This is a genomic window from Actinosynnema sp. NPDC050436, assembly GCF_040655415.1.
Taxonomy (GTDB): domain Bacteria; phylum Actinomycetota; class Actinomycetes; order Mycobacteriales; family Pseudonocardiaceae; genus Actinosynnema.
Genome location: NZ_JBFAJV010000025.1, coordinates 41685 through 65948, shown reverse-complemented (window position 1 = coordinate 65948; position 24264 = coordinate 41685). Strand labels below are relative to the sequence as shown.

Sequence of the window (24264 nt, the reverse complement as noted above, 5' to 3'; positions counted from 1 at the left end):
CCCTTTTTTAAATCACCCGCCCCCCCCCCTTATAAACCCCCCCCTCTACCCACCCTTCCCCACCCCGCCGATCTACCTACCCCGGCGCGCCCCCCCCCCGGCCGCCCCCCCCGCGCCGCCGGAGGCGGCGCCATGTAACTGTCGTACCCCTCGTTCATCATGAAGCTATGGATGTGCTGGCTGCTTTCTCACCTGCTACCCGGCAGTGGTTCGCCGGGGCCTTCGCCGCGCCCACGGCGGCGCAGGCGGGGGCGTGGGAGGCGGCTGCCGCCGGTGAGCACGCGCTGGTGATCGCGCCGACCGGGTCGGGCAAGACGTTGGCCGCGTTCCTCTGGGCGCTGGACCGGCTCGCGTCCTCGCCTCCCCCGGAGGACCCGAAGCGGCGCTGCCGCGTCCTGTACGTGTCGCCGCTGAAAGCGCTGGCGGTGGACGTGGAGCGAAACCTCCGCGCGCCGCTGATCGGGATCAGGCAGGCGTCGCACCGCCTGGGCCTGCCCGAGCCGTCCGTCGCGGTCGGGATGCGGACCGGTGACACCCCGGCCGACGAGCGCCGCGCGTTCGCCCGCCGGCCGCCGGACGTGCTGGTCACGACGCCGGAGTCGTTGTTCCTGATCCTCACGTCGTCGGCGCGGGAGTCGCTGCGGGGCGTGGAGACGGTGATCGTGGACGAGGTGCACGCGGTCGCCGGCACGAAGCGCGGCGCGCACCTGGCGCTGTCGCTGGAGCGGCTGGACGCGCTGCTGGAGCGGCCGGCCCAGCGGATCGGCCTGTCCGCGACGGTCCGCCCGGTGGAGGAGGTGGGCGCGTTCCTGGCCGGCGGACGCCCGGTGAAGGTCGTGCAGCCGAAGTCCGCGAAGACCATCGAGGTGCGGGTGGAGGTGCCGGTCGAGGACATGTCCGCGCTGGGCGAGCCGACCGGCGAGGTCAGCGGGCCGGCGTCGGGCGCGGAGCAGCGGGCGTCGATCTGGCCGGCGGTGGAGCAGCGGGTGCTGGAGCTGGTGCGCGCCCACCGGTCCACGATCGTGTTCGCCAACTCGCGCCGGCTCGCCGAGCGCCTCACCGCGAAGCTGAACGAGCTGGCCGAGGAGCCCGAGGTGCCCTCGGCGGAGCCGGGCCGGTTCCCGGCGGAGGCGGCCGGCCAGTCCGGCGTCACCACCCAGGCCGCGCCGGTGATCGCCCGCGCGCACCACGGCTCGATGTCGCGCGAGCAGCGGACGGTGGTGGAGGAGGAGCTGAAGTCCGGGCGGCTGCCGTGCGTGGTGGCGACGTCGTCGCTGGAGCTGGGCATCGACATGGGCGCGGTCGACCTGGTGGTGCAGGTGGAGGCGCCGCCGACGGTCGCGTCCGGGCTGCAACGCGTGGGCCGCGCCGGGCACCAGGTGGGCGCGGTGTCGCGCGGGGTGATGTTCCCGAAGTTCCGGGGCGACCTGGTGTCGTGCGCGGTGGTCGCGGAGCGGATGCGGGACGGCGCGATCGAGGCCGTGCGGTACCCGCGCAACCCGCTGGACGTGCTGGCGCAGCACGTGGTGGCGATGGTGGCGATGGAGCCGTGGCCGGTGGAGGCGCTGGCCGGGCTGGTGCGGCGGGCCGCGCCGTTCGCGGCGCTGCCGGAGTCGGCGTTGCAGGCGGTGCTGGACATGCTGGCCGGGCGCTACCCGAGCGAGGAGTTCGGCGAGCTGCGGCCCCGCATCACCTGGGACCGGGTGAACGGCGAGCTGCGCGGGCGGCCGGGTTCGCAGCGGCTGGCGGTGACCTCCGGTGGCACGATCCCGGACCGGGGGCTGTTCACCGTGATGACGCCCGGGTCGGAGAGCGGCCCCGGCTCGCGGGTGGGCGAGCTGGACGAGGAGATGGTCTACGAGTCGCGGGTGGGCGACACGTTCCTGCTGGGCACCTCGTCGTGGCGGGTCGAGGACATCACCCACGACCGGGTGATCGTGGTGCCCGCGCCGGGTCAGCCGGCGCGGATGCCGTTCTGGAAGGGCGACGCGCCGGGCCGTCCGCTGGAGCTGGGGCGGGCGCTGGGGAAGTTCCTGCGCGAGCTGTCCACGATGGAGCCGGCGCGCGCGGCGGAGCGGGCGGCCGGTGCCGGCCTGGACGGCTGGGCGACGTCGAACCTGCTCGCCTACCTGGGCGAGCAGCGCGAGGCGACCCGGCACGTGCCCGACGACCGGACCGTGCTGGTGGAGCGGTTCCGCGACGAGCTGGGCGACTGGCGGCTGGTGGTGCACTCGCCGTTCGGCGCGCAGGTCAACGCGCCGTGGGCGCTGGCCATCGCGGCCCGGCTGCGCGAGCGGCGCGGCATCGAGGTGCAGGCGGCGCACTCCGACGACGGGATCGTGGTGCGGCTGCCGGACGCCGTCGACCTGGACGGCGCGCAGGTCGTGACGGGCGCGGAGGACGTGCTGCTGGACCCGGAGGAGGTGGAGCAGGTCGTGGTCGCCGAGGTGGGCGGCTCGGCGCTGTTCGCCGCCCGGTTCCGGGAGTGCGCGGCGCGGTCGCTGCTGCTGCCCCGGCGCGACCCGAGGCGGCGCACCCCGCTGTGGCAGCAGCGGCAGCGCTCGGCGCAGTTGCTGTCCGTGGCGGCGAAGTACGAGAGCTTCCCGGTGGTGCTGGAGGCGATGCGGGAGGTCCTCCAGGACGTGTACGACGTGCCCGGCCTGCGCGAGCTGATGTCCGACGTGCGGGCCCGGCGGGTGCGCGTGGTGGAGGTGGAGACGCCGTCTCCGTCGCCCTTCGCGCGCAGCCTGCTGTTCGGGTACGTCGGGATGTTCCTCTACGACGTGGACGCGCCGCTGGCGGAGCGCCGCGCGGCGGCCCTGTCGTTGGACTCGGCGCTGCTCGCGGAGCTGCTCGGGTCGGAGGCGATCCGGGAGCTGCTCGACCCGGAGGTGGTCGAGGAGGTCGAGCGCACCCTGCAACGCCTCGCCCCGGACCGGCACGCGCGCGACGCCGAGGGCGCGGCGGACCTGCTGCGGTTCCTGGGTGACCTGTCCGAGGCGGAGGCCCTGGAGCGCGGCATCCGGCCGGAGTGGCTGGCCGACCTGGTGGCGCAGCGGCGGGCGCTGCGGGTGCGGATCGCGGGCGACGAGCGGGTGATCGCCATCGAGGACGCGGGCCGGGTGCGCGACGCGCTGGGCGTGGCGCTGCCGGTGGGCGTGCCGGAGGCGTTCACCGAGCCGGTGGCGGACCCGCTGGGCGACCTGCTGTCCCGGTACGCGCGGACGCACGGCCCGTTCCCGGCGGGCGAGGCCGCGCAGCGGTTCGGGCTGGGTGTCGCGGTGGTGACCGGGGTGCTGGAGCGGATGGCCGGCACGGGCCGGCTGGTGCGCGGCGAGCTGCGCCCCGGTGGCACGCACACCGAGTACTGCGACGCGGAGGTGCTGCGCAGGTTGCGGAGGGCGTCGCTGGCCCGGCTGCGCGCCGAGGTCGAGCCGGTCGAACCGGCGGCGCTCGGCCGGTTCCTGCCGAGCTGGCACGGCGTGGGCCGGCGGTTGCGGGCCGCGCCGACCGTGGACGACGTGTACTCGGTGGTGGAGCAGTTGGCCGGGGCGCCGCTGCCGGCGAGCGCCGTCGAGTCGCTGCTGCTGCCCGCGCGGCTGCCCGGCTACACCCCGGCGCTGCTGGACGAGCTGACCGCGTCCGGCGAGGTGACGTGGACCGGCTGCGGCGCGCTGGCGGGCGGTGACGGCTGGATCGCGCTGGCCCCGACGGACGTGGCGGACCTGCTGCTGCCGGACCTGGTGCCCGAGGCGATCCCGGAGTCGTCCCTGCACACCGCCGTGGTGGAGGCGCTGGCCGGCGGTGCGCTGTTCTTCCGCCAGGTGGTCGACCGGGTGTCGTTGCAGGGGCCGACGACCGACGGCGAGGTGGTGGGCGCGCTGTGGGACCTGGTGTGGGCGGGCGTGGTCACCAACGACACCCTGTCGCCGCTGCGGGCGCTGGTCGCGGGTGGCGGCACCGCGCACAAGCCGCGCCGGGCAGCCCCGAGGGGCCGCTACGCGCGGATGCGGGCGGGCCGCCCGGACCTGCCCAGTCGCACCGGTCCGCCCACGGTCGGCGGGCGGTGGTCGCTGGCCGTGGTGCCCGCGAGCGAGCCGACCCGGCGGGCACACGCGAGGGCGGAGGCATTCCTGGAGCGCCACGGCGTCCTCACCCGGGGCGCGCTGGACACCGAGCGGGTGACCGGCGGGTTCAGCGGCGTGTACCGGGTGCTGCGGGCGATGGAGGAGTCCGGCCAGGTGGTGCGCGGTTACGTGGTGGAGGGGCTGGGCGCGGCCCAGTTCGCGGCGAAGGGCGCGGTGGACCGGCTGCGCGCCCTGTCCCGCCCGCCCGGCCAGGACCACGCGGGCGCACCGCAGGCGGTCGTGCTGGCGGCGGCCGACCCGGCCCAGCCCTACGGCGCGGCCCTGCCGTGGCCCGACCCGCTGGGCGACGGCAAGCACCGGCCGGGGCGGAAGTCCGGCGCGCTCACCGTGCTGGTGGACGGCGCGGCGACGCTGTACGTGGAGCGCGGTGGGCGTTCGCTGCTGTCGTTCACCGAGGAGGAGGAGACCCTGCGGGCCGCCGCGCAGGCCCTGAGCCGGGCGGTGCGCGACGGCTGGCTGGGACACCTGGCCGTGCAACGGGCCGACGGGGAGGTGGCTCTGGGCTCACGGCTGTCCGGCGTCCTCCAGGAGGCGGGCTTCCGCGCCACTCCCAAGGGTTTGCGCCTGCGCGCCTGACCATTCGGACGCGCGGCCGGGCGTGGCAGGGCAGCCGGGGGTCAGCGGGGTCGTCGGGTCAGCGGAAGAGGCTGCTGTAGGCGTTGAGGGCGGGCTGGCCGCCCAGGTGGGCGTACAGCACCGTGGAGTCGCGCGGGATCTCGCCCGAGGCGACCAGGTCCACCAGGCCCGCCAACGACTTCCCCTCGTACACCGGGTCGGTGATCATGCCCTCCAGGCGTGCGCCCAGCTTCATCGCCTCCACCGTGGACTCGCCCGGCAGGCCGTAGACGCCTTCGTGGAAGCGCTCGTCCAGCAGCACGTCCGCGTCCGGCACCTCGACGTCGAGCAGGCTCCCGGTCGCCTGCGCGATGCGGGTGACCTGCGCGCGGGTGGCGTCCGGCGCGGCCGACGCGTCGATGCCGATCACCCGCCGTCCGCTGCCGGCGAAACCGGCGACCATCCCGGCCTGGGTGCTGCCGGTCACCGAGCACACCACGACGGTGTCGAACCGCACGCCCAGCTCGGCCTCCTGCCGCTCCACCTCCGCCGCCCAGCCCGCGAACCCCAGGCCGCCCAGCGGGTGGTCCGACGCACCCGCCGGGATCGCGTACGGCGTGCCGCCGGCGGCCCGGACGTCCTCGATCGCCTGTTCCCACGCGGGTTTCACGCCGATGCCGAAGCCCGCCTCGACCAGCCGGACGTCCGCGCCCATCAACCGGCTGAGCAGGATGTTGCCCACCCGGTCGTACACCGCGTCCGGCCAGTCCACCCAGCTCTCCTGCACCAGCACGCACCCCAGCCCGGCGCGCGCCGCCGCCGCCGCGACCTGGCGGGTGTGGTTGGACTGCACGCCGCCGATCGACACGAGCGTGTCGCACCCGGTGGCCAGCGCGTCTGCCACCAGGTACTCCAGCTTGCGGGTCTTGTTGCCGCCGTAGGCCAAGCCGGAGTTGCAGTCCTCCCGCTTCGCCCACACGGCGGCACCGCCGAGGTGCCGGGTGAGCCGTTCCAGCGGGTGCACCGGGGAAGGCCCGAAGGTCAGCGGGAACCGCGCGAAGTCGGCCAGTGCCATGTCAGCTCTCCTCCAGCAGGTCGGCCAGCGTCGCCCAGTTCCGCTCGACCAGCCGCGCCGCGAGTTCGGCGTCGCCGGCCGCGCACGCGGCGACGATCTCGTCGTGCATCGCCACCGAGTGCCGCCCGCGCGGCGCGGCGAACCGCAGCCGCTCCAGCCGGCGCACCAGCGGCGTGTAGCGCTCGATCGTGGCGACCACGGCGAAGTTCCCGCTCCCCCGCACCGCCACGTCGTGGAACTCGTCGTCGGCGGCGAGCGCACCGGGCACGTCCCCGGCGGCCAGCGCCGTGGCGAACCGCCCGTTGGCCGCCCGCATCGCCGCCAGGTCGGCCGCGCCCATCCTCGGCACGGCCAGCCGCGCGGCGAGCGCGTGCATCGCCTGGATGACGGCGTGCGCATCGCGGACCGGCGCGGTGTCGAGCGGGGTGACGCGCGTGTAGCTGTGCGGCTTGGACTCCACCAGCCCTTCGTCCACCAGCCGCGCCAGAGCCTCGCGCACGGGCGTCCGCGACAGCCCGAGGCGTTCGGCGAGCTCGACGTCCTTGACGGGCGCGCCGGGCGCGAGGACGCCGTCCAGGATCGCGGCGCGGATCGCGCTCAACGCCTGGTCCCGGTACAACGCCCGACTGATATATTGCATACCGGAGCCTAACCCGGCTCCCCCCGGGACACCAGGTCCCGGTGGCGGTCGCCGGGGCGGGGCTCAGCGCATCCGGGGGCGGTCAGAGCATCCCGGCCGCGTGGAACATGCGCTCGTAGATGTCGCGGATGACCTGTTCCTTGCGCCGGTTGTAGTCCATGACGGTGCCGCCGCCGGGGATGGCGCTGTGCTTCGCGCTCTCGTACCGGGCGCGGTCGTCGGGGTGGGTCTTCAGCCATTCGCGGAACATGCGGTGGCGGATCACTTCGGGGCAGTCCGGGCCGAAGACGTGCAGGTTCGCCCGGGGCTCGTCGAGGCGCAGGGCGCGGTGCTCGTGGAACGACGGTTCGCGGATCACCAGGACGTAGCCGAGGCGTTCGAGCGCCGGCACGTAAGCGGCTTCGTCGCGCGGATCCGGCACGACGAGGTCGATGTCGATGACGTCCTTGGCCGCCAGGCCCTCCACGGACGTCGAACCGACGTGGTCGACCTCCAGGACCACCTCGCCCAGGGCGTGGCGGATCTCCTCCGCCAGCTTCCGGTACCGGAGCGGCCAGTCCGGGTCGTACGGGACCAGGGACACCGTCGACGGTGCGGGCGGCCCCTGCACCCACGGGTTCTCGTCGGGGTCCATCTCGTGGTGGCGTGTGATCTCTTCGAACGTAGGCACTCGGAGCAAGGTAACGGCACGTGACGGGACCGGCACCCGCTTTTCCACCACGCGGGGCGAGGCCCACGACCGGGTGGTGCGGTCCGGGTTCCGTCGCCGGCGGTGGCCGGGCGGGCCACACTCGGCGGTGTGACGCGATCGGGGGATCGGCTGCTGCGCGAGCTGTCCGAGGCGGCCGGGCAGCGGATGGGCGCGGAGGAAGTGGGCGAGGCGGTCTCCCGGGCCGTCGCGCCCGTGGTGGCGCACGACGGCGTGCGGCTCGTGGGCACCGCGCCGTCTGCGGCGAACGGCACGGTGCCGCTGGGCTTCCTGCACGGCTACGGCAGCGACTTCGCCCGCGCCTGGGCGATGCACTGCGTGGCGGGACGGGACCCGCTGTCCTGGGGTCGACTGGCCCGGCGCCCGGTCCCGGTGGGCCTGATCGGCGCGGACAGCGAACCGGAGTGGGGCTGCGGGTCGGAGCAGGGAGGTGTGGCAGAGCCGGGAGCGGTGGCGCGGCTGTTCCGGGAGCACGGGGTGGCTGGTGAGCTGCGGCTGCTGTTGCGGGACGCGCGCGGGGTGTGGGGAGCCCTCAGCCTGGTGCGGGCCCGGGGTGGGCGGGGGTTCGACGCCGACGACGCGCGCCGGGTGGCGGAGCTGGGGCCGGCGCTGATCGCCGGGCTGCGCGGGTACGTCACCGCCGGGCCGCTGACCCCGGCAGGCCCGGCGGCCCCGCCCGGGGTGGTCCTGGTCGGCCCGGACGAGCGGGTGCGGGCGGCCACCCCCGACGCCGCCCGGTGGCAGCCGTGCAGCGCGCCGCACCGGCAGAAGTGGGTCGCGGAGGTCTTCTTCGCCGCGCTGTCCGCCCAGGCCCGCCGGCACGCCCGCGACCCCCGCGTCCCGCCCGCGCTGGTGCTCGGGCCCGCCTCGGCGTTCGGCCGGTGGGTCGCCTTCCACGCCCAGCCCACCGGTCCCGACGCCACGGGCGACGTCGCCGTGGTCCTCCAGGCCGCGTCCGGTGCCCAGCTGCTGCCGGCGTTCGCCGACTGGTACGGCATCACCGCGCGCGAGCGCCGGGTCATCGCCGAGCTGCTCGACGGGGCGGTGCCCAAGCAGATCGCCCGCCGCCTCGACGTGTCCGTGCACACCGTCAACGACCACTTCAAGTCGATCTTCCGCAAGACCGACGCCGACGGCCGCCACGAGCTGCTCACCGCGCTGAACGGCTGACCGCGCCCCCATCCCCAGTTCTCGGGATGTCGTCCCGGTCCTCAGACCGCCACCGTGGACGTGCGGCGGGCACCGGCCCGTCGCGGACACCGGGGGTGGAGATGGGCAAGGGATTGCGGAAAGCGGTACCGGCCGGCGTGCTGGCGCTCGGGCTGGCGTTGTCCGGCGCGGGGGTCGCGTCGGCCGAGGGGCAGGGCGCCGCCCTCACGCAGGTGCGGATCACCTTCCACACGCTGGACGACGACAAGGACGCCGACACCTGCCTGGACGTCAACGTCACCGACAACACCGGGCGCCGGGTCGCGCACCTGGACCAGGACTTCTGCCCGGACCAGTTCCCGGACGGCGACCTCGACGGCCCGTTCACGCTGACGCTGCTGGCCGGTGCCACCTGGGAGTCGATGCGCGACGGCCAGGTGACCCTGCGGGTCTCGCCCAACGGGAACGACCACTGGAACCTCGCGTTCTACACGGTGCTCCACTTCTCGGACGGTGATCGGCGCAACGCGAACTACACCGGTCAGGCGAGCCACGTGAACCGGGAGGTGCACGCCGAGGTCGTCTGACCCGCCCCGGGCCACGGGGGGCCTGAGGGGGAGGGGGCCGGTCGGCGACCACCGCCGACCGGCCCCCGTCAGCGCGGGGTGAGGACGCAGAACTCGTTGCCCTCCGGGTCGGCCAGCACCACCCACCGCACCGCGCCCTGGCCGACGTCCGACCGGACCGCGCCGCGCGCTTCCAGCCTCGACACCTCCGTCGGCTGGTCGCCGTCGGCCGGCGGCGCGACGTCCAGGTGCACCCGGTTCTTGGCGGGGTTCACCTCCGCCCGCCGCAGGAACTCCAGCCAGAACCCGCCGTCCCGGCGCAGCGACGCCGACCGCCCGTCCTGGCGCGTCACCGCGACCCCCGCCGCGTGCGACCAGAAAGCGGCCAGCGCAACGGGGTCGAGCGCGTCCACGACCACCGCCGCCACCGGCCCGATCCCCCGGTACTCGTCGCGGGGCTCCAGCACGCAGAACTCGTTGCCCTCAGGGTCGGCCAGCACCACCCACGGCACCTCGCCCTGCCCGATGTCGACCGGTGACGCGCCCAGCTCGCGCGCCCGCGCCACCAGTCGCGCCTGGTGCTCGGGCGAGGTCGACGCCAGGTCGAGGTGCACCCGGTTCTTGCCCTGCTTCGGTTCGTCGACCGGCACGACGACCAGGTCGACCTCGTCGTCCAGCGGCACGTCCACCTCGCCGTCGCCGCTCGGGACCGCCGGCCGCTCCAGCACCTCCGACCAGAACAGCGCCAGCCCGGCCGGGTCGGTGGCGTCCACCACGACATTGCACAACCGCGTCGTCATGATCCGAAGGTAACCTCTGCGCCCATGGCGCACCTGGTGCTCGGCCCGGTACTGAGGCACGTCGACGCGACGTCGGCCACCGTGTGGGTGGAGACCGACGCCGCCTGCGTGGTCACCGTCGCGGGGCACCGCGCCGCGACCTTCCAGGTGGGCGAACAGCACTTCGCCCTGGTCGTGGTGCGGGACCTCGTGCCCGGCACCTCCACGCCCTACGACGTGCGGCTGGACGACCGGGTCGTCTGGCCGGAGCCCGGCTACGACTTCCCCGCACCGAGGATCCGCACCGGGACGACGGCGGAGCAGCTCGTGTTCGGGTCGTGCCGCGCGGCCAAGGGCGGCAGCGAGAACGACCGGCTGGGCCCGGACGCGCTGGACGCCTTCGCCACGCGGATGAAGGACTGGCCCGAGGAGCGCTGGCCGGACGCCCTGGTGCTGCTCGGGGACCAGGTGTACGCGGACGAGCCGACGCCCCGGGTGCGCGAGTGGCTGGCGCAGCGGCGGCCGGAGCCCGAGGGCGAGGTGGTGTCGTTCCGCGAGTACGCCGAGCTGTACCACGAGTCGTGGGCCGACCCGGAGATCCGCTGGCTGATGTCGGTGCTGCCGACGTCGATGATCTTCGACGACCACGACATCCGGGACGACTGGAACACCTCCCGCACGTGGCGCGCGCAGATGGCGGAGAAGCCGTGGTGGCGGGAGCGCATCCGGGCCGGGCTGGCGTCGTACTGGGTCTACCAGCACATCGGCAACCTCGGTCCGGCGGAGCTGGCCGAGGACCCGCTGTTCACCACCGTGCAGCAGTCCGGCGAGGACGTGCAGGAGCTGCTGGAGGAGTTCGCGGAGCAGGCCGACCGCGAGGCGGAGGGCCGCAAGTCGACCCGCTGGAGCTACCGGCGCGACTTCGGCCGGGTCCGGCTGCTGGTCATCGACACCCGCAGCGGGCGCATCCTGGACGGCCCGGAGCGGCTGATGGTGGGCGACGAGGAGTTCGACTGGATCGAGCGCAACGCCGAGGGCGACGTCGACCACCTGCTGATCGGCTCGTCGCTGCCGTGGCTGATGCCGCACGCGCTGAGCCACTTCCAGTCCCTCAACGAGCGCGCGGCGGCCCGGCCGGGGTGGCGCGGCCGGCTGGGCGAGAAGGTCCGCCAGGTGGCCGACCTGGAGCACTGGCCCGCGTTCCGGGCGTCGTTCGAGCGGCTCGCGCGCCTGCTGCACCGGCTGGGCCGCGCGGCGGACGCGCCGGGCACGATCTGCGTGCTGTCCGGCGACGTCCACCACAGCTACGCGGCCCGCGCCGAGTACGCCGAGCCGACGAGGTCCCGGGTGCTGCAACTGGTCTGCTCGCCGGTGCACAACGACCCGCCCAAGCCCTTCCGGCTGGTGTTCCGGCTGTCCTGGTCCCGGCCGCTGGCGCGGGTGCTGCGCCGCTGGGCGGACCGGGCGGGCGTGTCGCCCGACCCGGTCTCGTGGCAGCGGATCAGCGGGCCGCACTTCGGCAACTCGGTGGCGATCCTGGAGATCTCCGGCCGCCAGGCCCGCTACCGGCTGGAGACCGCCGGCCCGGACGGCCTCGGCGAGACGGCGAACCTCACCTTCTGACCGCACCGCCGGCGGTCACCGGGGTCACTTCGTCGCCAGCCGCAGCAGCGCCCAGAGCTGCGCGATGGCGTCGTGGTCGCCGGTGGTCTCCACCTCGCGGTCCGGGATGCGGCCCCACAGCCAGCGGTAGACCAGGTCCGGCGGGCCGGTGACGTCCGCGTCCGCCGACTCCGCCTCCTCCGGCGAGGCCAACCACGCGGTCGCCGGTTCCGGGCCGGTGCGCACGAGCCACACCCGGCGGCCGGTGCGCACGGCGACCGTGCTCTCCCGGGTGCCGCGCACCCCCAGCACGTCCAGGCGGTGGCCCAGCCACAGCGACAGCACCTCGTCCGCCCCGTCCTCGGCGACGTCGTGCGGCACCGGGTCCAGCGGCAGGCCGGCCGCCGACTGGACGTCCATCCGGTGCACGGTCGACTCGTGCGCGAGCCGCCGCGCCCAGAACCCGCAGGTGCGGTCGGCGGGCCACCACGTCTCGCACGGGTCGTCGGCGGCGCGCTCGGACAGCGCGTCCACCAGCGGCCCGATGCCCGCCTCCAGGTAGTCCGACAGCGCCTGGCCGGGTGCGGGGTCCTGCTGCCAGGTGGCGGGCTGCCGCCCGCCCCGCACCCACGCGGCGACCATCCGGAACGTGCTCCCGACGTGCCGCGCGGTCTCGCCCAGGTTCAACCCCGGGCACGCGGGCACCTGGCGCTCCGGCCGCTGCCCCCGTGCCGACGCCGCCAGCAGCCACGCCTCGGCCGCCACCACGTCGATCAGCCGGCCGTAGCCGACCAGTCCCCTGCTCACAGTCTGCCCTCGTACGTGATCTCGTCGACCAGCTCGGTGAACTGCGCCGCTTGGCGCACCAGGTCGTCGGCACCCCGTCGGTCCACCTGCCGGGTGCTGCCCGCCCGGACGGCCGCGCGGGTCGCGGAGCAGGACGCGAAGTACGCGGCCCACTCCCGCAGCTCCGGCGCGAGCGCGGGCAGCAGCACCCACACGCCGGTCGGCCCCGCCCGGCCCCGGTGCGGTCGGCCGCGCAGGGCCAGGACGGCCGCGGCGGCGCGCAGGGCACCCAGGTAGGCGGTGGCGAACCGGTCGGCGGGCTCGATCGCGCGCTCGGCTTCCCGGGCGCAGTCACGGGCCTGCGCGAGCAGGCCGACGGCCGACGCCGGGGGCGGGGGCAGCGGGACCCGGCTGGTGCTGGGGAAGTCGGTGGAAGTCGACATCGGCGGCCTCCTCGCGGCGTCGGGACAGCGACGACCGCCGCGGGGAGACGGCGGCACTTGGTGGTGGGGCGCTTCCCCCGCCCCACCACCAAGGCATAGCTCGAACACGTGTTCGAGCCGGCCCAGCGTAACCCGTGAACCCGGCACTCCTCAACCCGGCCGCACGTGGTCTCATGAACGGGTGAGCGCACTTGACCACCCCGGCATCCGCAAGGTCGCGGCGGCGCTGGCCGAGGCCGGCCACCCCGAGGCGGCCGACGGCATCCGCGTCCTGGCCGACGCCGTCCGCACCGCCGCCGAGGCCGCGCGGGCGGTGGGCGTGCCCGTCGGGGCCATCGCCAACAGCCTGGTGTTCGCCTCGGTCCGGGGTGACGAGGTCACCCCGCTGCTCGTGCTCACCTCCGGCGCGCACCGGGCGGACACCGACCTGCTGGCCGGGCTGGCGGGCGCGGACCGGATCGCCCGCGCCACACCGGAGTTCGTCCGGGAGCACACCGGCCAGGTCATCGGCGGCGTGTCGCCGCTGGGCCACCCCGCGCCGGTCCGGACGTTCGTGGACGTCGACCTGGCCGGGCACGAGGTGGTGTGGGCCGCCGCCGGGCACCCGCACGCGCTGTTCCCGACGACCTTCGCCGGCCTGGTCGACCTGACCGGCGGCACACCGGCGACGGTGGCGCGATGACCGCCGTGCCGTCGCAGCGACTCGTGGAGCTGTCCGCGCGGGAGCTGAACTCCCGGTTGGGCGAGGCGCTGGAGCTCTACGTCAGCGCGATGAACTACCCGCCGGGCACGGCGGAGCAGCGCGCGCCGATGTGGCTGGCGCACATGCTGCGCGACGGCTGGCGCTGCGTGGTCGCGCTGGGCGAGGGCGACGAGCTGGTCGGCATCGGCTACGGCTACCGGGGCTCGGTGGGCCAGTGGTGGCACGAGCAGGTGCGGCACGGCCTGACCCTGGTCTCCGGGCCGAACGCGGTCGAGGAGTGGATGCGCGACTACTTCGAGCTGACCGAGCTGCACGTCCTGCCGGCCGAGCAGGGCCGGGGCATCGGCGAGGGCCTGCTGCGCAGCCTGCTGGCGGGCGTGCCGACGTCCCGGGTGCTGCTCTCCACCCCGGAGGGCCCGAGCAAGGCGTGGCGGCTCTACCGGCGGCTGGGCTTCGCGGACGTGCTGCGGCACTACCAGTTCACCGGCGACCCGCGACCGTTCGCCGTGCTGGGCCGCACCCTGCCGCTGGACTGACCACCGGAGCAGCCACGCCGCGCACCCGACCCGGTGCGCGGCCGGGAACGACGGCGGGCGGCCGCCGGAACCCGGCGACCGCCCGCAGACCGCGAGATCAGAACGGCGACACGAACCCGGAAGCCTTGAGGCCCGGACCGGCGTTCAGGTCCGAGATCCGGCGCCACTTCGAGTACACGACCTTGTCGCTCACGTTTCCCTCGACCGTGCGCACGTGCGTGGCCCGGCGGCCGGTGCTGTCGTAGTTCACCTCGACCACGATGCCGACGTGCGCGACCACCGACGGGTAGTTGCCGTAGACGACGGCGTCGCCCATCTCCACGTCCCGCTCCGCCAGCGGCTTCCAGCGGCCGTTCGCCTGGCCCCACTTCTGCCAGTACGTCGCCCAGTGGCCCTGGTCGACGCCCGGTGCGCCCTCGGCCGGCCGCATCGCCGGGCGCTGCGGCACACCGGCCTTGGTCCACGCCCAGTTCACGAACACGCCGCACCACTCGACGGGGCGCCGGACGTCCGGGTCCACGTCCTGGTAGCGCTGCGGGTAGCCGTTGGGACCGTTCTCCTTCGCGCCGATCTGGCTGAACGCGTAGTCCACGATCTCCAGCCGGATCCGCCACTCGTCCGGCGCGTGCTCCTGCGCCTGCGCCGGCACCGCGCTCAGCACCGGGCCCGCCACCATCGCGCCCACCGCGGCGAACACCGCCGCGGAGCGCCTGAGACGTCCGACCATCCGTCCCCCTCACCCTCGTGCCCGCAGCATATGCAACAGAAACCCCGGTGACGACGCCGTGAAGCGGGATCACCGGGGTCTGTTCACCGATCAGCCGTTCACAGTTGCGCGAGGCGCTCCCGCAGCGTGTCCAGGCCCATCGCACCCATCTCCAGCGCGTCCTTGTGGAACGTCTTGAGGTCGAAGCCCGCGCCGTGCCGGGCCCGCGCGTCGTCCCGCGCGGCCAGCCACAGCCGCTCGCCGAGCTTGTAGGACGGGGCTTGGCCGGGCCAGCCCAGGTAGCGGTCGATCTCGTCGCGCACGTGCGCCGGGTCGGTGATGGTGCGGGTGAGCATGAACTCCAGGCCCAGCTCCGGCGTCCAGCGCTCGCCGTCGTGGAAGCCCGCGCCCCTCGGGATCTCCAGCTCCAGGTGCATCCCGATGTCGATGATCACCCGGGCCGCGCGGAACAGGTGGGCGTCGAGCATCCCGAGCAGGTCGCCGTCGTCCTCCAGGTAGCCCAGCTCGCGCATCAGCCGCTCGGCGTAGAGGGCCCAGCCCTCGCCGTGGCCGGACACCCAGCACATCATCCGCTGGAAGTTGTTGAGCTTCTCCGCCTGGTAGACGGCGGTGGCGACCTGGAGGTGGTGGCCGGGCACGCCCTCGTGGTAGACGGTGGTGACCTCGCGCCAGGTGGAGAACTCGGTCTTGTCGGCGGGCACCGACCACCACATGCGGCCGGGGCGGGAGAAGTCCGGGGTGGGGCCGGTGTAGTACGCGCCGACGCCGCCACCGGGCGGCGCGATCCGGCACTCCAGTTCCATCAGCTCGTCGGGCAGCTCGAAGTGCACGTCGCGGACGTCGAGCAGGGCCTTGTCGGAGAGGTCCTGCATCCACGACTGGAGGCCGTCCTGGCCGTGCACCAGGTAGCGCGGGTTGGCGTCCAGGGCGGCTGCCGCCTCGGCGAGCGTGGCGCCCGCCTTGATCCGGTCGGCGACCTGCTTCATCTCGGTCTCGATGCGGGTGAACTCGGCCCAGCCCCACTCGTACGCCTCGGCCAGGTCGAGCCGCGCGCCGGTGAAGTAGCGCGACCACAGGCGGTAGACGTCCTCGCCGACGGCGTCCTTCTTCGGGGCCTTGGGCGCGAGGTCCTCGCGGAGGAAGGAGGCCAGGTCGGCGTACGCCTCGGCGGCGGCCTTCGCACCCGTCTCCAGGTCGGTGCGCAGCGACGCGTCCACGTCGGCCTGCGCGACCAGCGAGGCGAAGTAGGACTTGCCGCCGGACCGGCCGGACCAGGTGTCGCACTGCTCGGCGACCCGGGCGACCTGGCGCAGCGCGGCGACCTTGCCCCGGTCCGCCGAGTGCGCGAGGCCCGCGCGCAGGTTGGCCACCGCGTCGGGCATGGCGGTGAGCCGCTTGGCGACGGTGGCCCAGTCCTCGGCGGTCGCGGTCGGCATCAGGTCGAACACCTCGCGCAGGTTCTGCACGGGGCCCGCGATCACGTTCAGCTCGCCCTCCCAGAGGCCGGCCTCGTGGATCTCCACGTCCAGGCCGACCCGCTCCAGGAACACCGACCTGGCCGCCGCCTCGCCGGCGTCGGCGGGCTCGGCGGCGGTGACCTCGGCCAGGGCGCGCGTGGCCAGCTCCCGACGGGCGGCGTGGCCGTCGGGCGAGTAGTCGGTGAGCCGGTCGTCGTGGCCGGGCGTACCGATGAAGGTCGCGGTCAACGGGTCCGCCGCCGCGTAGTCGGCCACGAACTGGTTGCTGATGCCGTGCACGCCGGCCGAAGAGGTTGACATGCGCCGCACGCTACCCGTGGGTCACGTCCCTCCAACAGGTAATTAGCGAGGCTCACGACCGTGTTCGGCCGGTCAACTTTTGACCCGGCCGGCAGGATGACCGGGTGCCTCGGGCCTCAGCGCTCCTCCTGCCGGTGATCCTGCTCGCGATGTTCTCGCTGACGGGGTGCGTCCGGCTGCACGCCGCGATGGCGCTGTCGCAGGACGACCGCGTCTCGGGCGAGATCGTCGCCGCCACGCCGCCCACCCAGGACAACGACCCGGGGCCGCAGCTCAAGGTCCCCGAGGAGCTGGTCGGGCGGGTCACCACCAAGCAGTACAAAGAGGACAACTACACCGGGACGCAGCTCTTCTTCAGCGCCCTCACCTTCGAGGAGGTGCGGACCCTGTCGATGGCGACCAGCGCGTCGTCCAGCCGCTACCAGCTCACCTTCCGGCGGTCCGGCGACCTGGTCACGCTGTCCGGCTCGGTGGACCTCACCCAGGTCCCGATCGACCGCGCCGACATCCAGATCAAGATCAGCTTTCCGGGTGAGGTCATCGACACGAACGGGCGAGAGGAGGAGCGGACGACCATCGCGTGGGCGCCCAAGCCGGGCCAGGCGACGATGCTCACCGCCACCCTCCGCTACGCCGGGGAGAACTCGCCGTCCTACTTCGGGTGGACGATGCTGGTGGCCGGCCTGACCGGCGCGGCGGCGCTGATCGTGGTCGTGCTCGCCGTGGTCGCCCACCGGCGGAGCCTGGTGGCGTGACACCGCGCGGCCGGCTGTGAGGCAGCGCACTGTCACACGCCGGTGAGCTGCCCCGTCCACGCGGTATGAGGATGAACTTCCCGGAAGTCGCGCCCGAGGTCTACCAGGCCCTGCTCCAGATCGACGGCTTCGCCCGCAAGCGCATCGACCCGGCGCTGTCCCACCTGGTCAAGCTGCGGGCGTCCGTGCTCAACAACTGCGCGTACTGCGTCGACATGCACTCGACCGACGCGATCAAGGACGGGGAGAACCCGCAGCGCCTGTTCGCCGTCGCGGTGTGGCGCGAGTCGCGGTTCTTCACCGAGGCCGAGCGGGTCGCGCTGGAGTTCACCGACGCGGTGACCCGGCTCGGCGAGCACGGCGTGCCCGACGAGCTGTGGGAGCGGGTCACGGCGGCGTTCGACCAGCAGCAGGTCGCCGGCCTGCTGGCCCAGCTCATCTCGATCAACGGGTTCAACCGGATCGGAGTGCCGCTGGACTCGGCCACCGAGCGCCACCTGCACTGACCCGCCCCCGCGCGGCGCGCGCCAGGCCGGGTCCGGTCCACCGGACCCGGCCGCGCCGGACCTGATCACGCCGGGTCCGCGCCTCACGCGCGGGCCGGCACCAGGCCCAGCCGGCCCACCACCTCGCGGGTCGCCTTGGACCGGTTGAACGTGTAGAAGTGCAGGCCCGTCACGCCTTCGGCGATCAGCCGCTCGCCCCACTCGGTCACCAGGTCGATGCCGGCCGACCGGAACGCCGCCGGGTCGTCGGCCAGCGGCTCCAGCCGCCGGGCGACGGCGGCGGGCAGCGGTGCGCCGGACAGCTCGACGGACTTGGCCAGCGTGCGCGGCGTGGTCAGCGGCATCAGGCCGGGCAGCAGGTAGGTCTCGTGACCGAGCGCGGCGACCCGGTCGCGCAGCCGCAGGAAGTCCTCCGGGTCGAGGAAGAGCTGCGCGATGGCGAAGTCCGCACCCGCCCGCAGCTTGCTGACCAGGTACTTCGTATCGGTGTCCAGGTCGGCGGAGCGCGGGTGCCCGTACGGGAACGCCGAGACGCCCACGCAGAAGTCGCCCAGCTCTCGGCACAGCCGGACGAGCTCCTCGGCGTAGGTCAGGCCCTCCGGGTGGGGCACCCACTCGCCGTTGGGGTCGCCGGGCGGGTCGCCGCGCACCGCGAGGATGTTGCGCAGGCCGACGGCCGCGTACCACCCGATCACGTTGCGCAGCTCGGCCACCGTGTGGTCGACGGCGGTGAGGTGCGCCATCGGGACCAGCGTCGTCTCCTGCACCACCCGGCCGGTGGTGCGGATGGTGCGGTCGCGGTTGGAGCCGCCGGCGCCGTAGGTGATCGACACGAAGGCGGGGTCCAGGGCTTCCAGCTCGCGGATGGCACGCCAGAGGACCTGCTCGTCGGCCTCGTCCCGGGGTGGGAAGAACTCGACCGAGAACACCGGGGTGCCGCCGCGGAGGCGTTCGACGACCGACGTCATGCCCACCAGCCTAGTGGGCGTGCCGGCGGGTGGGAGGAACCGTTCACCAGATGGGAGCAGGCCCCCGGTTGGTGGGCGTCGCGGGGCAGAGGTGACCATAGGAGGGTGCCGCCCCACCCGTTGGACCTCGAACTTCCCAAGCACGTCGACGCAGCTCTCGCAGGCTACCTCGCCGACCGCCGCGCCCTGGGCGAGCGGATGGAGGAGAACTTCACCGGTGCCGTCGACGCCCTCGCGGATTTCGTGCTCGGCGGCGGGAAGCGGATACGCCCGACCTTCGCCTGGTGGGGCTGGCGGGCGGCGGGTGGCGACCCGGACGGCGACCTCGCAGGCCAGGTGCTCACGGCGGTCAGCTCGCTGGAGCTGATCCAGGCGTGCGCGCTGATCCACGACGACCTGATGGACGCTTCGGAAACCCGTCGCGGGATGCCGACCGTGCACGTCCGGTTCGCCGACCGGCACCGCGCCGAGGGCTGGCTCGGCGAGCCGGAGCGGTTCGGCCTGGCCGCCTCGGTGCTCATCGGCGACGTGGCGCTGGCCTGGGCGGACGACATGCTGTTCGCGGCCGGCCTGCCCACCGACGCGTTGCAGCGGCTGAGCCTGCCGTGGCGGGACATGCGCACCGAGATGCTCGCGGGCCAGTACCTCGACGTGCTCACCCAGGCACGCGGCGACGCCTCGACCGACGCCGCGCTGCGCATCGACCGGCTCAAGACCGCCGCGTACACCGTGGAGCGCCCGCTGCACATGGGCGCGGCCATCGGCGACGCCCCGCCGGAGCTGGTGGCCGGGCTGCGCGCGTTCGGCACCGACATCGGCGTGGCCTTCCAGCTCCGCGACGACCTGCTGGGCGTGTTCGGCGACCCGGCGGTGACCGGCAAGCCCGCCGGTGACGACCTGCGCGAGGGCAAGCGGACGCTGCTGGCGGCGCTGGGCGTGCAGTTCGGCGCGACCGAGCTGCACGACGCGCTGGGCCGGGCCGACCTGGGCGCGGCCGAGGTCGGCGTGGTCCGGGCCCGGCTGGTCGAGGTGGGCGCGGTGGCGGCGGTCGAGGACCGGATCGCGCGGCTCACCGAGTCGGCGCTGGCCGCGCTGGCCGACGCGCCGGTCGCGGAACCCGCCGGGGAGCGGCTCGCCGAACTCGCCATCAGCGCCACGAAACGGACCTACTGACCATGCGCACGGTCTCCGGCCGCACCGACCACGTCGTCGTGGTCGGCGCGGGGCTGGCGGGGCTGTCCGCCACGCTGCACCTGCTCGGCGCGGGCCGCCGGGTCACCGTCGTCGAGCGCGACGACCTGCCCGGCGGCCGGGCCGGGCGGCTCGACCTGGGCGGCTACCGGTTCGACACCGGGCCGACCGTGCTGACCATGCCGGACCTGGTGGACGAGGCGCTGCACGCGGTCGGCGAGAGCCTGGCCGACCGGCTGGACCTGGTGCCGGTGCGGCCCGCCTACCGGGCGCGGTTCGCCGACGGCGGCGTGCTCGACGTGCACGCGGACGGCGACGCGATGGAAGCCGAGGTGCGGCGGTTCGCCGGCCCGGCCGAGGCCGCCGGGTACCGGGCGCTGCGGGCTTGGCTCACCGACCTCTACCGGACCGAGGCGGACGCGTTCATCGGCGCGAACTTCGACTCGCCGCTCGGGCTGCTCACGCCCCGGCTGGCGCGGCTCGCGGCGTTGCGCGGCTTCTCCCGGCTCGGCCCCGCCGTGGCGCGGTTCCTCAAGGACGAGCGGCTGCAACGGGTGTTCTCGTTCCAGTCGCTCTACGCGGGCGTGCCGCCGCGCAAGGCGCTCGCCGCGTACGCGGTGATCGCGTACATGGACACCATCGCGGGCGTCTACTACCCGCGCGGCGGGATGCGCGCGCTGCCGGACGCGTTGGCGGACGCGGCCCGTGACGCGGGGGCCGACCTGCGCTACCGCACGAAGGTGGCGTGGCTGGAGCGGATCGGCGGGCGGGTCACCGCCGTGCGCACGGCGCAGGGCGAGCGGATCGCGTGCGACGCCGTGGTGCTCACCCCGGACCTGCCGATGTCCTACCGGCTGCTGGGCCACCGCCCCCGCCGTCCGGTTCCGATCACGTGGTCGCCGTCGGCGGTCGTGCTGCACGCGGGCGTCGACCGGACGTGGCCGGAGCTGGCCCACCACACGCTGTTCTTCGGCCGCGCGTGGGACCGCACGTTCGACGAGCTGACCCGCCGGGGATCGCTGATGAGCGACCCGTCGCTGCTGGTCACCAGCCCGCCGGGGGGCGGCATGTTCGTCCTCGCGCCGGTCCCGAACCTGCGGGTGGGCCCGGTGGACTGGGAGCGCGTCGGCCCGGCCTACCGCGACGAGGTGGTGCAGGCGCTGGAGGCGCGGGGCCTGACCGGCTTCGGCGACGCGATCCAGGTGGAGCGCCTGGTCACGCCGAAGGACTGGGCGGGCATGGGCCTGGCCGCCGGCACGCCGTTCTCGGCCGCGCACACCTTCGCCCAGACCGGCCCGTTCCGGCCACGCAACCTGGTGCTGGACAACGCGGTGCTGGCCGGCTGCGGCTCCACGCCGGGCGTGGGCGTGCCGCCCGTGCTGATCTCCGGCAAGCTGGCCGCCCAGCGCATCACGGGCGCCACCGGCGCGGCGCGGCGGCGGCCGGCGGCGAGGTCGCGGGCGCACAGCCCGCGCTGACCTGAGGGCTCCGCACCCGCCCCGGCGCGGCGGTCCGGTGGTCGCGGCGCGGGCCGCGCCGGACGGGCCGGGGCGCTGTGCCCGGATCGGGTCCGACCGGATCGCGTGCGGGGCGGGCGGCCCGTGCGCGGAGGAGTGCGCCGGGCTCGCCCGATCGGGCGTTCTCGCACGTCGTAATACTCCAAGTGGTCACTCGCTCGGGTGAGACGCACGTGCGAGGATCCGTCGAGGTGTCACGGGCCCGCCGCGCCTGTCCGCCATAGCGTGCCGACGCGCGCCCGCGTTGTGCGACGATGTTGCCGCGATGGCCGCGACCCCGTCCCCACCCCGATCGAGCGCCGCACCTGTCGAGCCGGTGCGGTCCGGTGCTACCCAGGTTCCGGAGCCCCGGGGCATCCCCGTCCGCACGATCCTGCTCGGGGTGGCGGGCGTCATGCTCGTCGCGCTCGGCGGCACCGGCGCGGGGGCGATCCTCAAGCGCGACCCGCTGCTCGCCGACACCTCGCTGAGCTGGATCAGGTACGGCCACGGCCACGACCTGGCCACCGCCGTGCTCTACGTCGGCCTGGGCGTGGTGATCTGGTCGTGGGTCCGGTTGGGCCGCATGGTCCGCAACGGCTACGTGGGCAGCCGCGCCGTCCTGACCGCCATCGCGGGCTGGACGCTGCCGCTGCTGTTCGCGCCGCCGCTGTTCAGCAAGGACATCTACAGCTACCTCGCGCAGGGCCAGATCGCCCTGAACGGCCTGGACCCGTACCAGGTGGGGCCGGCGGTGCTGCAGAACCCGCTGTCGGACAACGTGAGCTGGGTCTGGCAGAACACCCCCGCGCCGTACGGCCCGGTGTTCCTGGTGCTCGCCATGGGTGTGGTGTGGGCGACCAAGGCCAGCGTCATCGGCGGCGTGGTGCTGATGCGGTTCGTGCTGGCCGCCGGCCTGGCGATGCTCTGCTGGGCGCTGCCGGGCCTGGCCCGGCACCTCGGCGGCCGGCCGGCGGTGGCGCTGTGGCTGGCCGCCGCGAACCCGCTGATGCTGGTCCACCTCATCGGCGGTGCCCACAACGACCTGCTCATGGTCGGCCTGATGGCGGCCGGCTGCCTGTTCGTGCTCGACGGCCGGCACGTGCTGGGCATCGCGGTGGTGACGGTGGCGTTCGCGGTGAAGGCCACCGCCGTGGTCGCGCTGCCGTTCCTGGTGCTGGTGTGGGCGCGGCGGATGCCCGGCTCGCGGACCGCGCAGCTGGTCAAGGCGATGGCGGGCGGCGTGGTCACCTTCGTCGTCGTGTTCGGTGCGACCACCCTGCTGTCCGGGCTGTCGCTGGGCTGGATCCCGGCGCTGAGCTCGTCGTCGACCATCGTGAACTGGCTGTCGCTGCCCAGCGCCGTCGGGGACTTCGCGCACACCGTGGTGAACCTGGTGGTGCGGGTCGAGCCGGGCGTGTTCCTGACCGTGGCGCGCGGCCTCGGGTCGCTGCTGCTGGTCTTCATCGCGTGGCGGCAGTGGCGGGCCGCCGACGACGGCGGGCCGGAAGCGATCCGCCGGGCCGCGATCACCTCGCTGGCCGTGGCGCTGCTCTCGCCCGCGACGCTGCCCTGGTACTTCAGCTGGGCGCTGGTGCTGGCCGCCGGCTTCGCGTGGACCACCAAGGGCCTCCGCGCCGTCACGTTCTTCTCCACGTTCCTGCTGCTGGTGACCTTCCCCAACGGCGACACCGCGCTGTACTCGTGGGGCTACCTCGCGCTCACCGTCGCCGTCTCGGCGCTGGCCTGCGTGTCGCTGGTCAAGCCCGACCCGCTGAAGCTCTCCAGCAGGTACGCGTGACCGGGACGGCCCTGGCCTACGCCCGGTGCCGCGAGCTCAACGCCCGCCACGGCCGCACGTTCTTCCTCGCCACCCGCCTGCTGCCGGCGGCACGGCGGCCGGCCGTGCACGCGCTGTACGGCTTCGCGCGGTGGGCCGACGAGATCGTGGACAGCGGCACGTCCACGGACCCGGCGGGCGAGCTGGACGTGCTGGAGGGCGAGCTGCGCGACGAGCTGGCGGGACGCCCCACCGGGCACCCGGTGCTGGCCGCGCTCGCGGACACCGTGCGGCGGTACCGGATCGACCCGGCGCTGTTCGAGGACTTCCTGACGTCCATGCGGATGGACCTCGACACCACCGAGTACGCGACGCTCGCCGACCTGGGCCGGTACGTGCGCGGCTCGGCCGAGGTGATCGGCCTGCAACTGCTGCCGGTCTTCGGCACCATCGCGCCGCAGTCGCACGCCGAGCCGGGCGCGGCGGCGTTGGGCCGCGCGTTCCAGCTCACGAACTTCCTGCGGGACGTCGGCGAGGACCTCGACCGCGGCCGGGTGTACCTGCCGCAGGACGTGTTGCGCGCCTACGACGTCGACCGTGAGCTTCTGGCGTGGTCACGGCGCACGCGCAGACCGGACGACCGCGTAAGACGCGCGGTGCGGCACCTCACGGCCGTGGCGCACGCGGCGTACCGGGAAGCGGAGACGGGCGTGCCGCTGCTGCACCCGACGGCCCGGCCGTGCGTGCGCACGGCGCTGGTGCTCTACCGGGAGATCCTGGACGGGATCGCCGCCGCCGACTACCACGTGCTGGACAAGCGCGTGGTCGTACCGAACGCGCGGCGACTGGCGGTCGCCCTGCCCGGTCTGACCCGGGCGGTGGCGGTCCGGTGGGCGTCCGGGCGGCTCCGCTGGAACCGCCCGGACGCCCACCGGCCGTAGTCGGCGGTGGGTCGGGGAAGGGGTCAGAAGCCCATGGACTGGGCGCGGCGCTTCACCTCGCGCCCCCGGTCGCCGCGCAGCGCCTCGATCGGCGTGCCGGGCAGGGTGTCGTCTTCGGTGAACAGCCAGCGCAGGATCTCATCGGTCGAGTAGCCGGAGTCGCGCAGCACCGTGATGGTGCCGGGCAGCCCCTTCACCACGCCTCCGGCGGCGAGGAACTGGGCGGGGACGACGAGGACACCGTTCCGGCGCTCCGCGAGCAGCTGCCCGTCGCGCAGCAACTGGTGGACACGGGTGACCGGCAGGCCAAGACGCTCTCCGACCTCGGGCAGGTCCAGGACCTCCAGGTCGGGAGCCAGCACATCCGCAGCGGCAGGAATCGCACTCACGTGCGTCACGATGCCACAACGCCGGGAGCAACGCCCTGCGCC

At 74.4% G+C, this 24264-nt stretch carries 22 protein-coding genes; 12 read left to right on the top strand and 10 right to left on the bottom strand.

Features of this window, described 5'->3' with window-relative positions; translation table 11 throughout:
• Window positions 1–167 precede the first annotated feature (167 nt).
• Window positions 168–4724: an ATP-dependent helicase gene (locus AB0I60_RS35840; protein WP_360738264.1), complete on the top strand. Its 4557-nt coding sequence runs from the start codon at window positions 168–170 to the stop codon at window positions 4722–4724.
• A 58-nt stretch (window positions 4725–4782) separates the two neighbouring features.
• On the opposite strand, the gene AB0I60_RS35835 is transcribed toward AB0I60_RS35840, so the two are convergent.
• From AB0I60_RS35835 to AB0I60_RS35825, 3 genes are all read right to left on the bottom strand, one after another.
• Window positions 4783–5778, bottom strand: coding sequence for a 1-aminocyclopropane-1-carboxylate deaminase (locus AB0I60_RS35835; RefSeq protein WP_360738262.1), 996 nt, complete (start codon window positions 5776–5778; stop codon window positions 4783–4785).
• A gap of 1 nt (window position 5779) precedes the next feature.
• Window positions 5780–6418, bottom strand: coding sequence for a GntR family transcriptional regulator (locus AB0I60_RS35830; RefSeq protein WP_360738259.1), 639 nt, complete (start codon window positions 6416–6418; stop codon window positions 5780–5782).
• 82 nt (window positions 6419–6500) lie between these two features.
• Window positions 6501–7088 carry a GrpB family protein gene (locus AB0I60_RS35825; RefSeq protein ID WP_360738256.1) on the bottom strand — a complete coding sequence of 196 codons (588 nt, stop codon included), beginning with the start codon at window positions 7086–7088 and terminating at the stop codon, window positions 6501–6503.
• Between the two features lie 129 nt (window positions 7089–7217).
• Here AB0I60_RS35825 and AB0I60_RS35820 point away from each other — a divergent pair, with 129 nt between their 5' ends.
• Both AB0I60_RS35820 and AB0I60_RS35815 read left to right on the top strand, forming a co-directional pair.
• Window positions 7218–8297 carry a LuxR C-terminal-related transcriptional regulator gene (locus AB0I60_RS35820; RefSeq protein WP_360738253.1) on the top strand — a complete coding sequence of 360 codons (1080 nt, stop codon included), beginning with the start codon at window positions 7218–7220 and terminating at the stop codon, window positions 8295–8297.
• A 101-nt stretch (window positions 8298–8398) separates the two neighbouring features.
• On the top strand, window positions 8399–8863 hold the full coding sequence (locus tag AB0I60_RS35815) for a hypothetical protein (protein WP_360738251.1): 465 nt from the start codon (window positions 8399–8401) through the stop codon (window positions 8861–8863).
• 68 nt (window positions 8864–8931) lie between these two features.
• Here AB0I60_RS35815 and AB0I60_RS35810 read toward each other — a convergent pair whose 3' ends face one another.
• The gene (locus AB0I60_RS35810) at window positions 8932–9642 is read right to left on the bottom strand and encodes a VOC family protein (protein WP_360738248.1); all 711 of its coding nucleotides are present in this window, start codon (window positions 9640–9642) and stop codon (window positions 8932–8934) included.
• A gap of 24 nt (window positions 9643–9666) precedes the next feature.
• On the opposite strand from AB0I60_RS35810, the gene AB0I60_RS35805 reads away from it, so the two are divergent.
• Window positions 9667–11244, top strand: a complete 1578-nt coding sequence (locus AB0I60_RS35805; protein ID WP_360738246.1) for an alkaline phosphatase D family protein — start codon at window positions 9667–9669, stop codon at window positions 11242–11244.
• Between the two features lie 24 nt (window positions 11245–11268).
• Here AB0I60_RS35805 and AB0I60_RS35800 read toward each other — a convergent pair whose 3' ends face one another.
• On the bottom strand, window positions 11269–12030 hold the full coding sequence (locus AB0I60_RS35800) for a maleylpyruvate isomerase family mycothiol-dependent enzyme (protein ID WP_360738243.1): 762 nt from the start codon (window positions 12028–12030) through the stop codon (window positions 11269–11271).
• A complete protein-coding gene (locus AB0I60_RS35795) occupies window positions 12027–12452 on the bottom strand; it encodes an SAV_6107 family HEPN domain-containing protein (protein WP_360738241.1) in 426 nt (141 codons plus the stop codon). Before AB0I60_RS35795 ends, AB0I60_RS35800 begins: the two co-directional genes overlap by 4 nt.
• 181 nt (window positions 12453–12633) lie before the next feature.
• On the opposite strand from AB0I60_RS35795, the gene AB0I60_RS35790 reads away from it, so the two are divergent.
• Both AB0I60_RS35790 and AB0I60_RS35785 read left to right on the top strand, forming a co-directional pair.
• Window positions 12634–13134: a YbaK/EbsC family protein gene (locus AB0I60_RS35790; RefSeq protein WP_360738238.1), complete on the top strand. Its 501-nt coding sequence runs from the start codon at window positions 12634–12636 to the stop codon at window positions 13132–13134.
• On the top strand, window positions 13131–13691 hold the full coding sequence (locus AB0I60_RS35785; RefSeq protein WP_360738235.1) for a GNAT family N-acetyltransferase: 561 nt from the start codon (window positions 13131–13133) through the stop codon (window positions 13689–13691). The genes AB0I60_RS35790 and AB0I60_RS35785 overlap by 4 nt, the downstream gene beginning before the upstream one ends.
• 97 nt (window positions 13692–13788) lie before the next feature.
• On the opposite strand, the gene AB0I60_RS35780 is transcribed toward AB0I60_RS35785, so the two are convergent.
• Window positions 13789–14418, bottom strand: a complete 630-nt coding sequence (locus AB0I60_RS35780; RefSeq protein WP_360738233.1) for a CHAP domain-containing protein — start codon at window positions 14416–14418, stop codon at window positions 13789–13791.
• 98 nt (window positions 14419–14516) lie between these two features.
• Window positions 14517–16196, bottom strand: a complete 1680-nt coding sequence (locus AB0I60_RS35775) for a DUF885 domain-containing protein (protein ID WP_360738229.1) — start codon at window positions 16194–16196, stop codon at window positions 14517–14519.
• Window positions 16197–16300: 104 nt separating this feature from the next.
• Between AB0I60_RS35775 and AB0I60_RS35770 the strand changes: the two genes are divergently transcribed.
• Both AB0I60_RS35770 and AB0I60_RS35765 read left to right on the top strand, forming a co-directional pair.
• Complete coding sequence (locus tag AB0I60_RS35770) at window positions 16301–16951, top strand: DUF3153 domain-containing protein (RefSeq protein ID WP_360738227.1); 651 nt, start codon at window positions 16301–16303, stop codon at window positions 16949–16951.
• A gap of 71 nt (window positions 16952–17022) precedes the next feature.
• Window positions 17023–17457 (top strand): carboxymuconolactone decarboxylase family protein, encoded by a 435-nt coding sequence (locus AB0I60_RS35765; protein WP_360738224.1) that lies wholly within the window; start codon window positions 17023–17025, stop codon window positions 17455–17457.
• Window positions 17458–17540: 83 nt separating this feature from the next.
• Here the strand turns inward: AB0I60_RS35765 and AB0I60_RS35760 are convergent, their stop codons facing one another.
• Complete coding sequence (locus tag AB0I60_RS35760; protein ID WP_360738222.1) at window positions 17541–18425, bottom strand: methylenetetrahydrofolate reductase; 885 nt, start codon at window positions 18423–18425, stop codon at window positions 17541–17543.
• 105 nt (window positions 18426–18530) lie between these two features.
• On the opposite strand from AB0I60_RS35760, the gene AB0I60_RS35755 reads away from it, so the two are divergent.
• From AB0I60_RS35755 to AB0I60_RS35740, 4 genes are all read left to right on the top strand, one after another.
• The gene (locus AB0I60_RS35755) at window positions 18531–19598 is read left to right on the top strand and encodes a polyprenyl synthetase family protein (protein ID WP_360738220.1); all 1068 of its coding nucleotides are present in this window, start codon (window positions 18531–18533) and stop codon (window positions 19596–19598) included.
• Window positions 19599–19600: 2 nt separating this feature from the next.
• Entirely contained in the window at window positions 19601–21094 is a 1494-nt protein-coding gene (crtI, locus tag AB0I60_RS35750) for a phytoene desaturase family protein (RefSeq protein ID WP_360738218.1), read from the top strand.
• Between the two features lie 421 nt (window positions 21095–21515).
• Window positions 21516–22913 carry a polyprenol phosphomannose-dependent alpha 1,6 mannosyltransferase MptB gene (gene mptB / locus AB0I60_RS35745; protein ID WP_360738215.1) on the top strand — a complete coding sequence of 466 codons (1398 nt, stop codon included), beginning with the start codon at window positions 21516–21518 and terminating at the stop codon, window positions 22911–22913.
• Window positions 22910–23833 (top strand): phytoene/squalene synthase family protein, encoded by a 924-nt coding sequence (locus AB0I60_RS35740; RefSeq protein ID WP_360738213.1) that lies wholly within the window; start codon window positions 22910–22912, stop codon window positions 23831–23833. The genes mptB and AB0I60_RS35740 overlap by 4 nt, the downstream gene beginning before the upstream one ends.
• 23 nt (window positions 23834–23856) lie before the next feature.
• Here the strand turns inward: AB0I60_RS35740 and AB0I60_RS35735 are convergent, their stop codons facing one another.
• Entirely contained in the window at window positions 23857–24222 is a 366-nt protein-coding gene (locus AB0I60_RS35735) for an Rv2175c family DNA-binding protein (protein ID WP_360738210.1), read from the bottom strand.
• Window positions 24223–24264: the final 42 nt, after the last annotated feature.

Bases quoted from the DNA above. Each gene is read 5' to 3' on its own strand.
- AB0I60_RS35840 (WP_360738264.1), top strand. From the start codon at position 168: ATGGATGTGCTGGCTGCTTTCTCACCTGCTACCCGGCAGTGGTTCGCC.
- AB0I60_RS35835 (WP_360738262.1), bottom strand. From the start codon at position 5,778: ATGGCACTGGCCGACTTCGCGCGGTTCCCGCTGACCTTCGGGCCTTCC.
- AB0I60_RS35830 (WP_360738259.1), bottom strand. From the start codon at position 6,418: ATGCAATATATCAGTCGGGCGTTGTACCGGGACCAGGCGTTGAGCGCG.
- AB0I60_RS35815 (WP_360738251.1), top strand. From the start codon at position 8,399: ATGGGCAAGGGATTGCGGAAAGCGGTACCGGCCGGCGTGCTGGCGCTC.
- AB0I60_RS35810 (WP_360738248.1), bottom strand. From the start codon at position 9,642: ATGACGACGCGGTTGTGCAATGTCGTGGTGGACGCCACCGACCCGGCC.
- AB0I60_RS35805 (WP_360738246.1), top strand. From the start codon at position 9,667: ATGGCGCACCTGGTGCTCGGCCCGGTACTGAGGCACGTCGACGCGACG.
- AB0I60_RS35795 (WP_360738241.1), bottom strand. From the start codon at position 12,452: ATGTCGACTTCCACCGACTTCCCCAGCACCAGCCGGGTCCCGCTGCCC.
- AB0I60_RS35785 (WP_360738235.1), top strand. From the start codon at position 13,131: ATGACCGCCGTGCCGTCGCAGCGACTCGTGGAGCTGTCCGCGCGGGAG.
- AB0I60_RS35780 (WP_360738233.1), bottom strand. From the start codon at position 14,418: ATGGTCGGACGTCTCAGGCGCTCCGCGGCGGTGTTCGCCGCGGTGGGC.
- AB0I60_RS35775 (WP_360738229.1), bottom strand. From the start codon at position 16,196: ATGTCAACCTCTTCGGCCGGCGTGCACGGCATCAGCAACCAGTTCGTG.
- AB0I60_RS35765 (WP_360738224.1), top strand. From the start codon at position 17,023: ATGAACTTCCCGGAAGTCGCGCCCGAGGTCTACCAGGCCCTGCTCCAG.
- AB0I60_RS35760 (WP_360738222.1), bottom strand. From the start codon at position 18,425: ATGACGTCGGTCGTCGAACGCCTCCGCGGCGGCACCCCGGTGTTCTCG.
- crtI (WP_360738218.1), top strand. From the start codon at position 19,601: ATGCGCACGGTCTCCGGCCGCACCGACCACGTCGTCGTGGTCGGCGCG.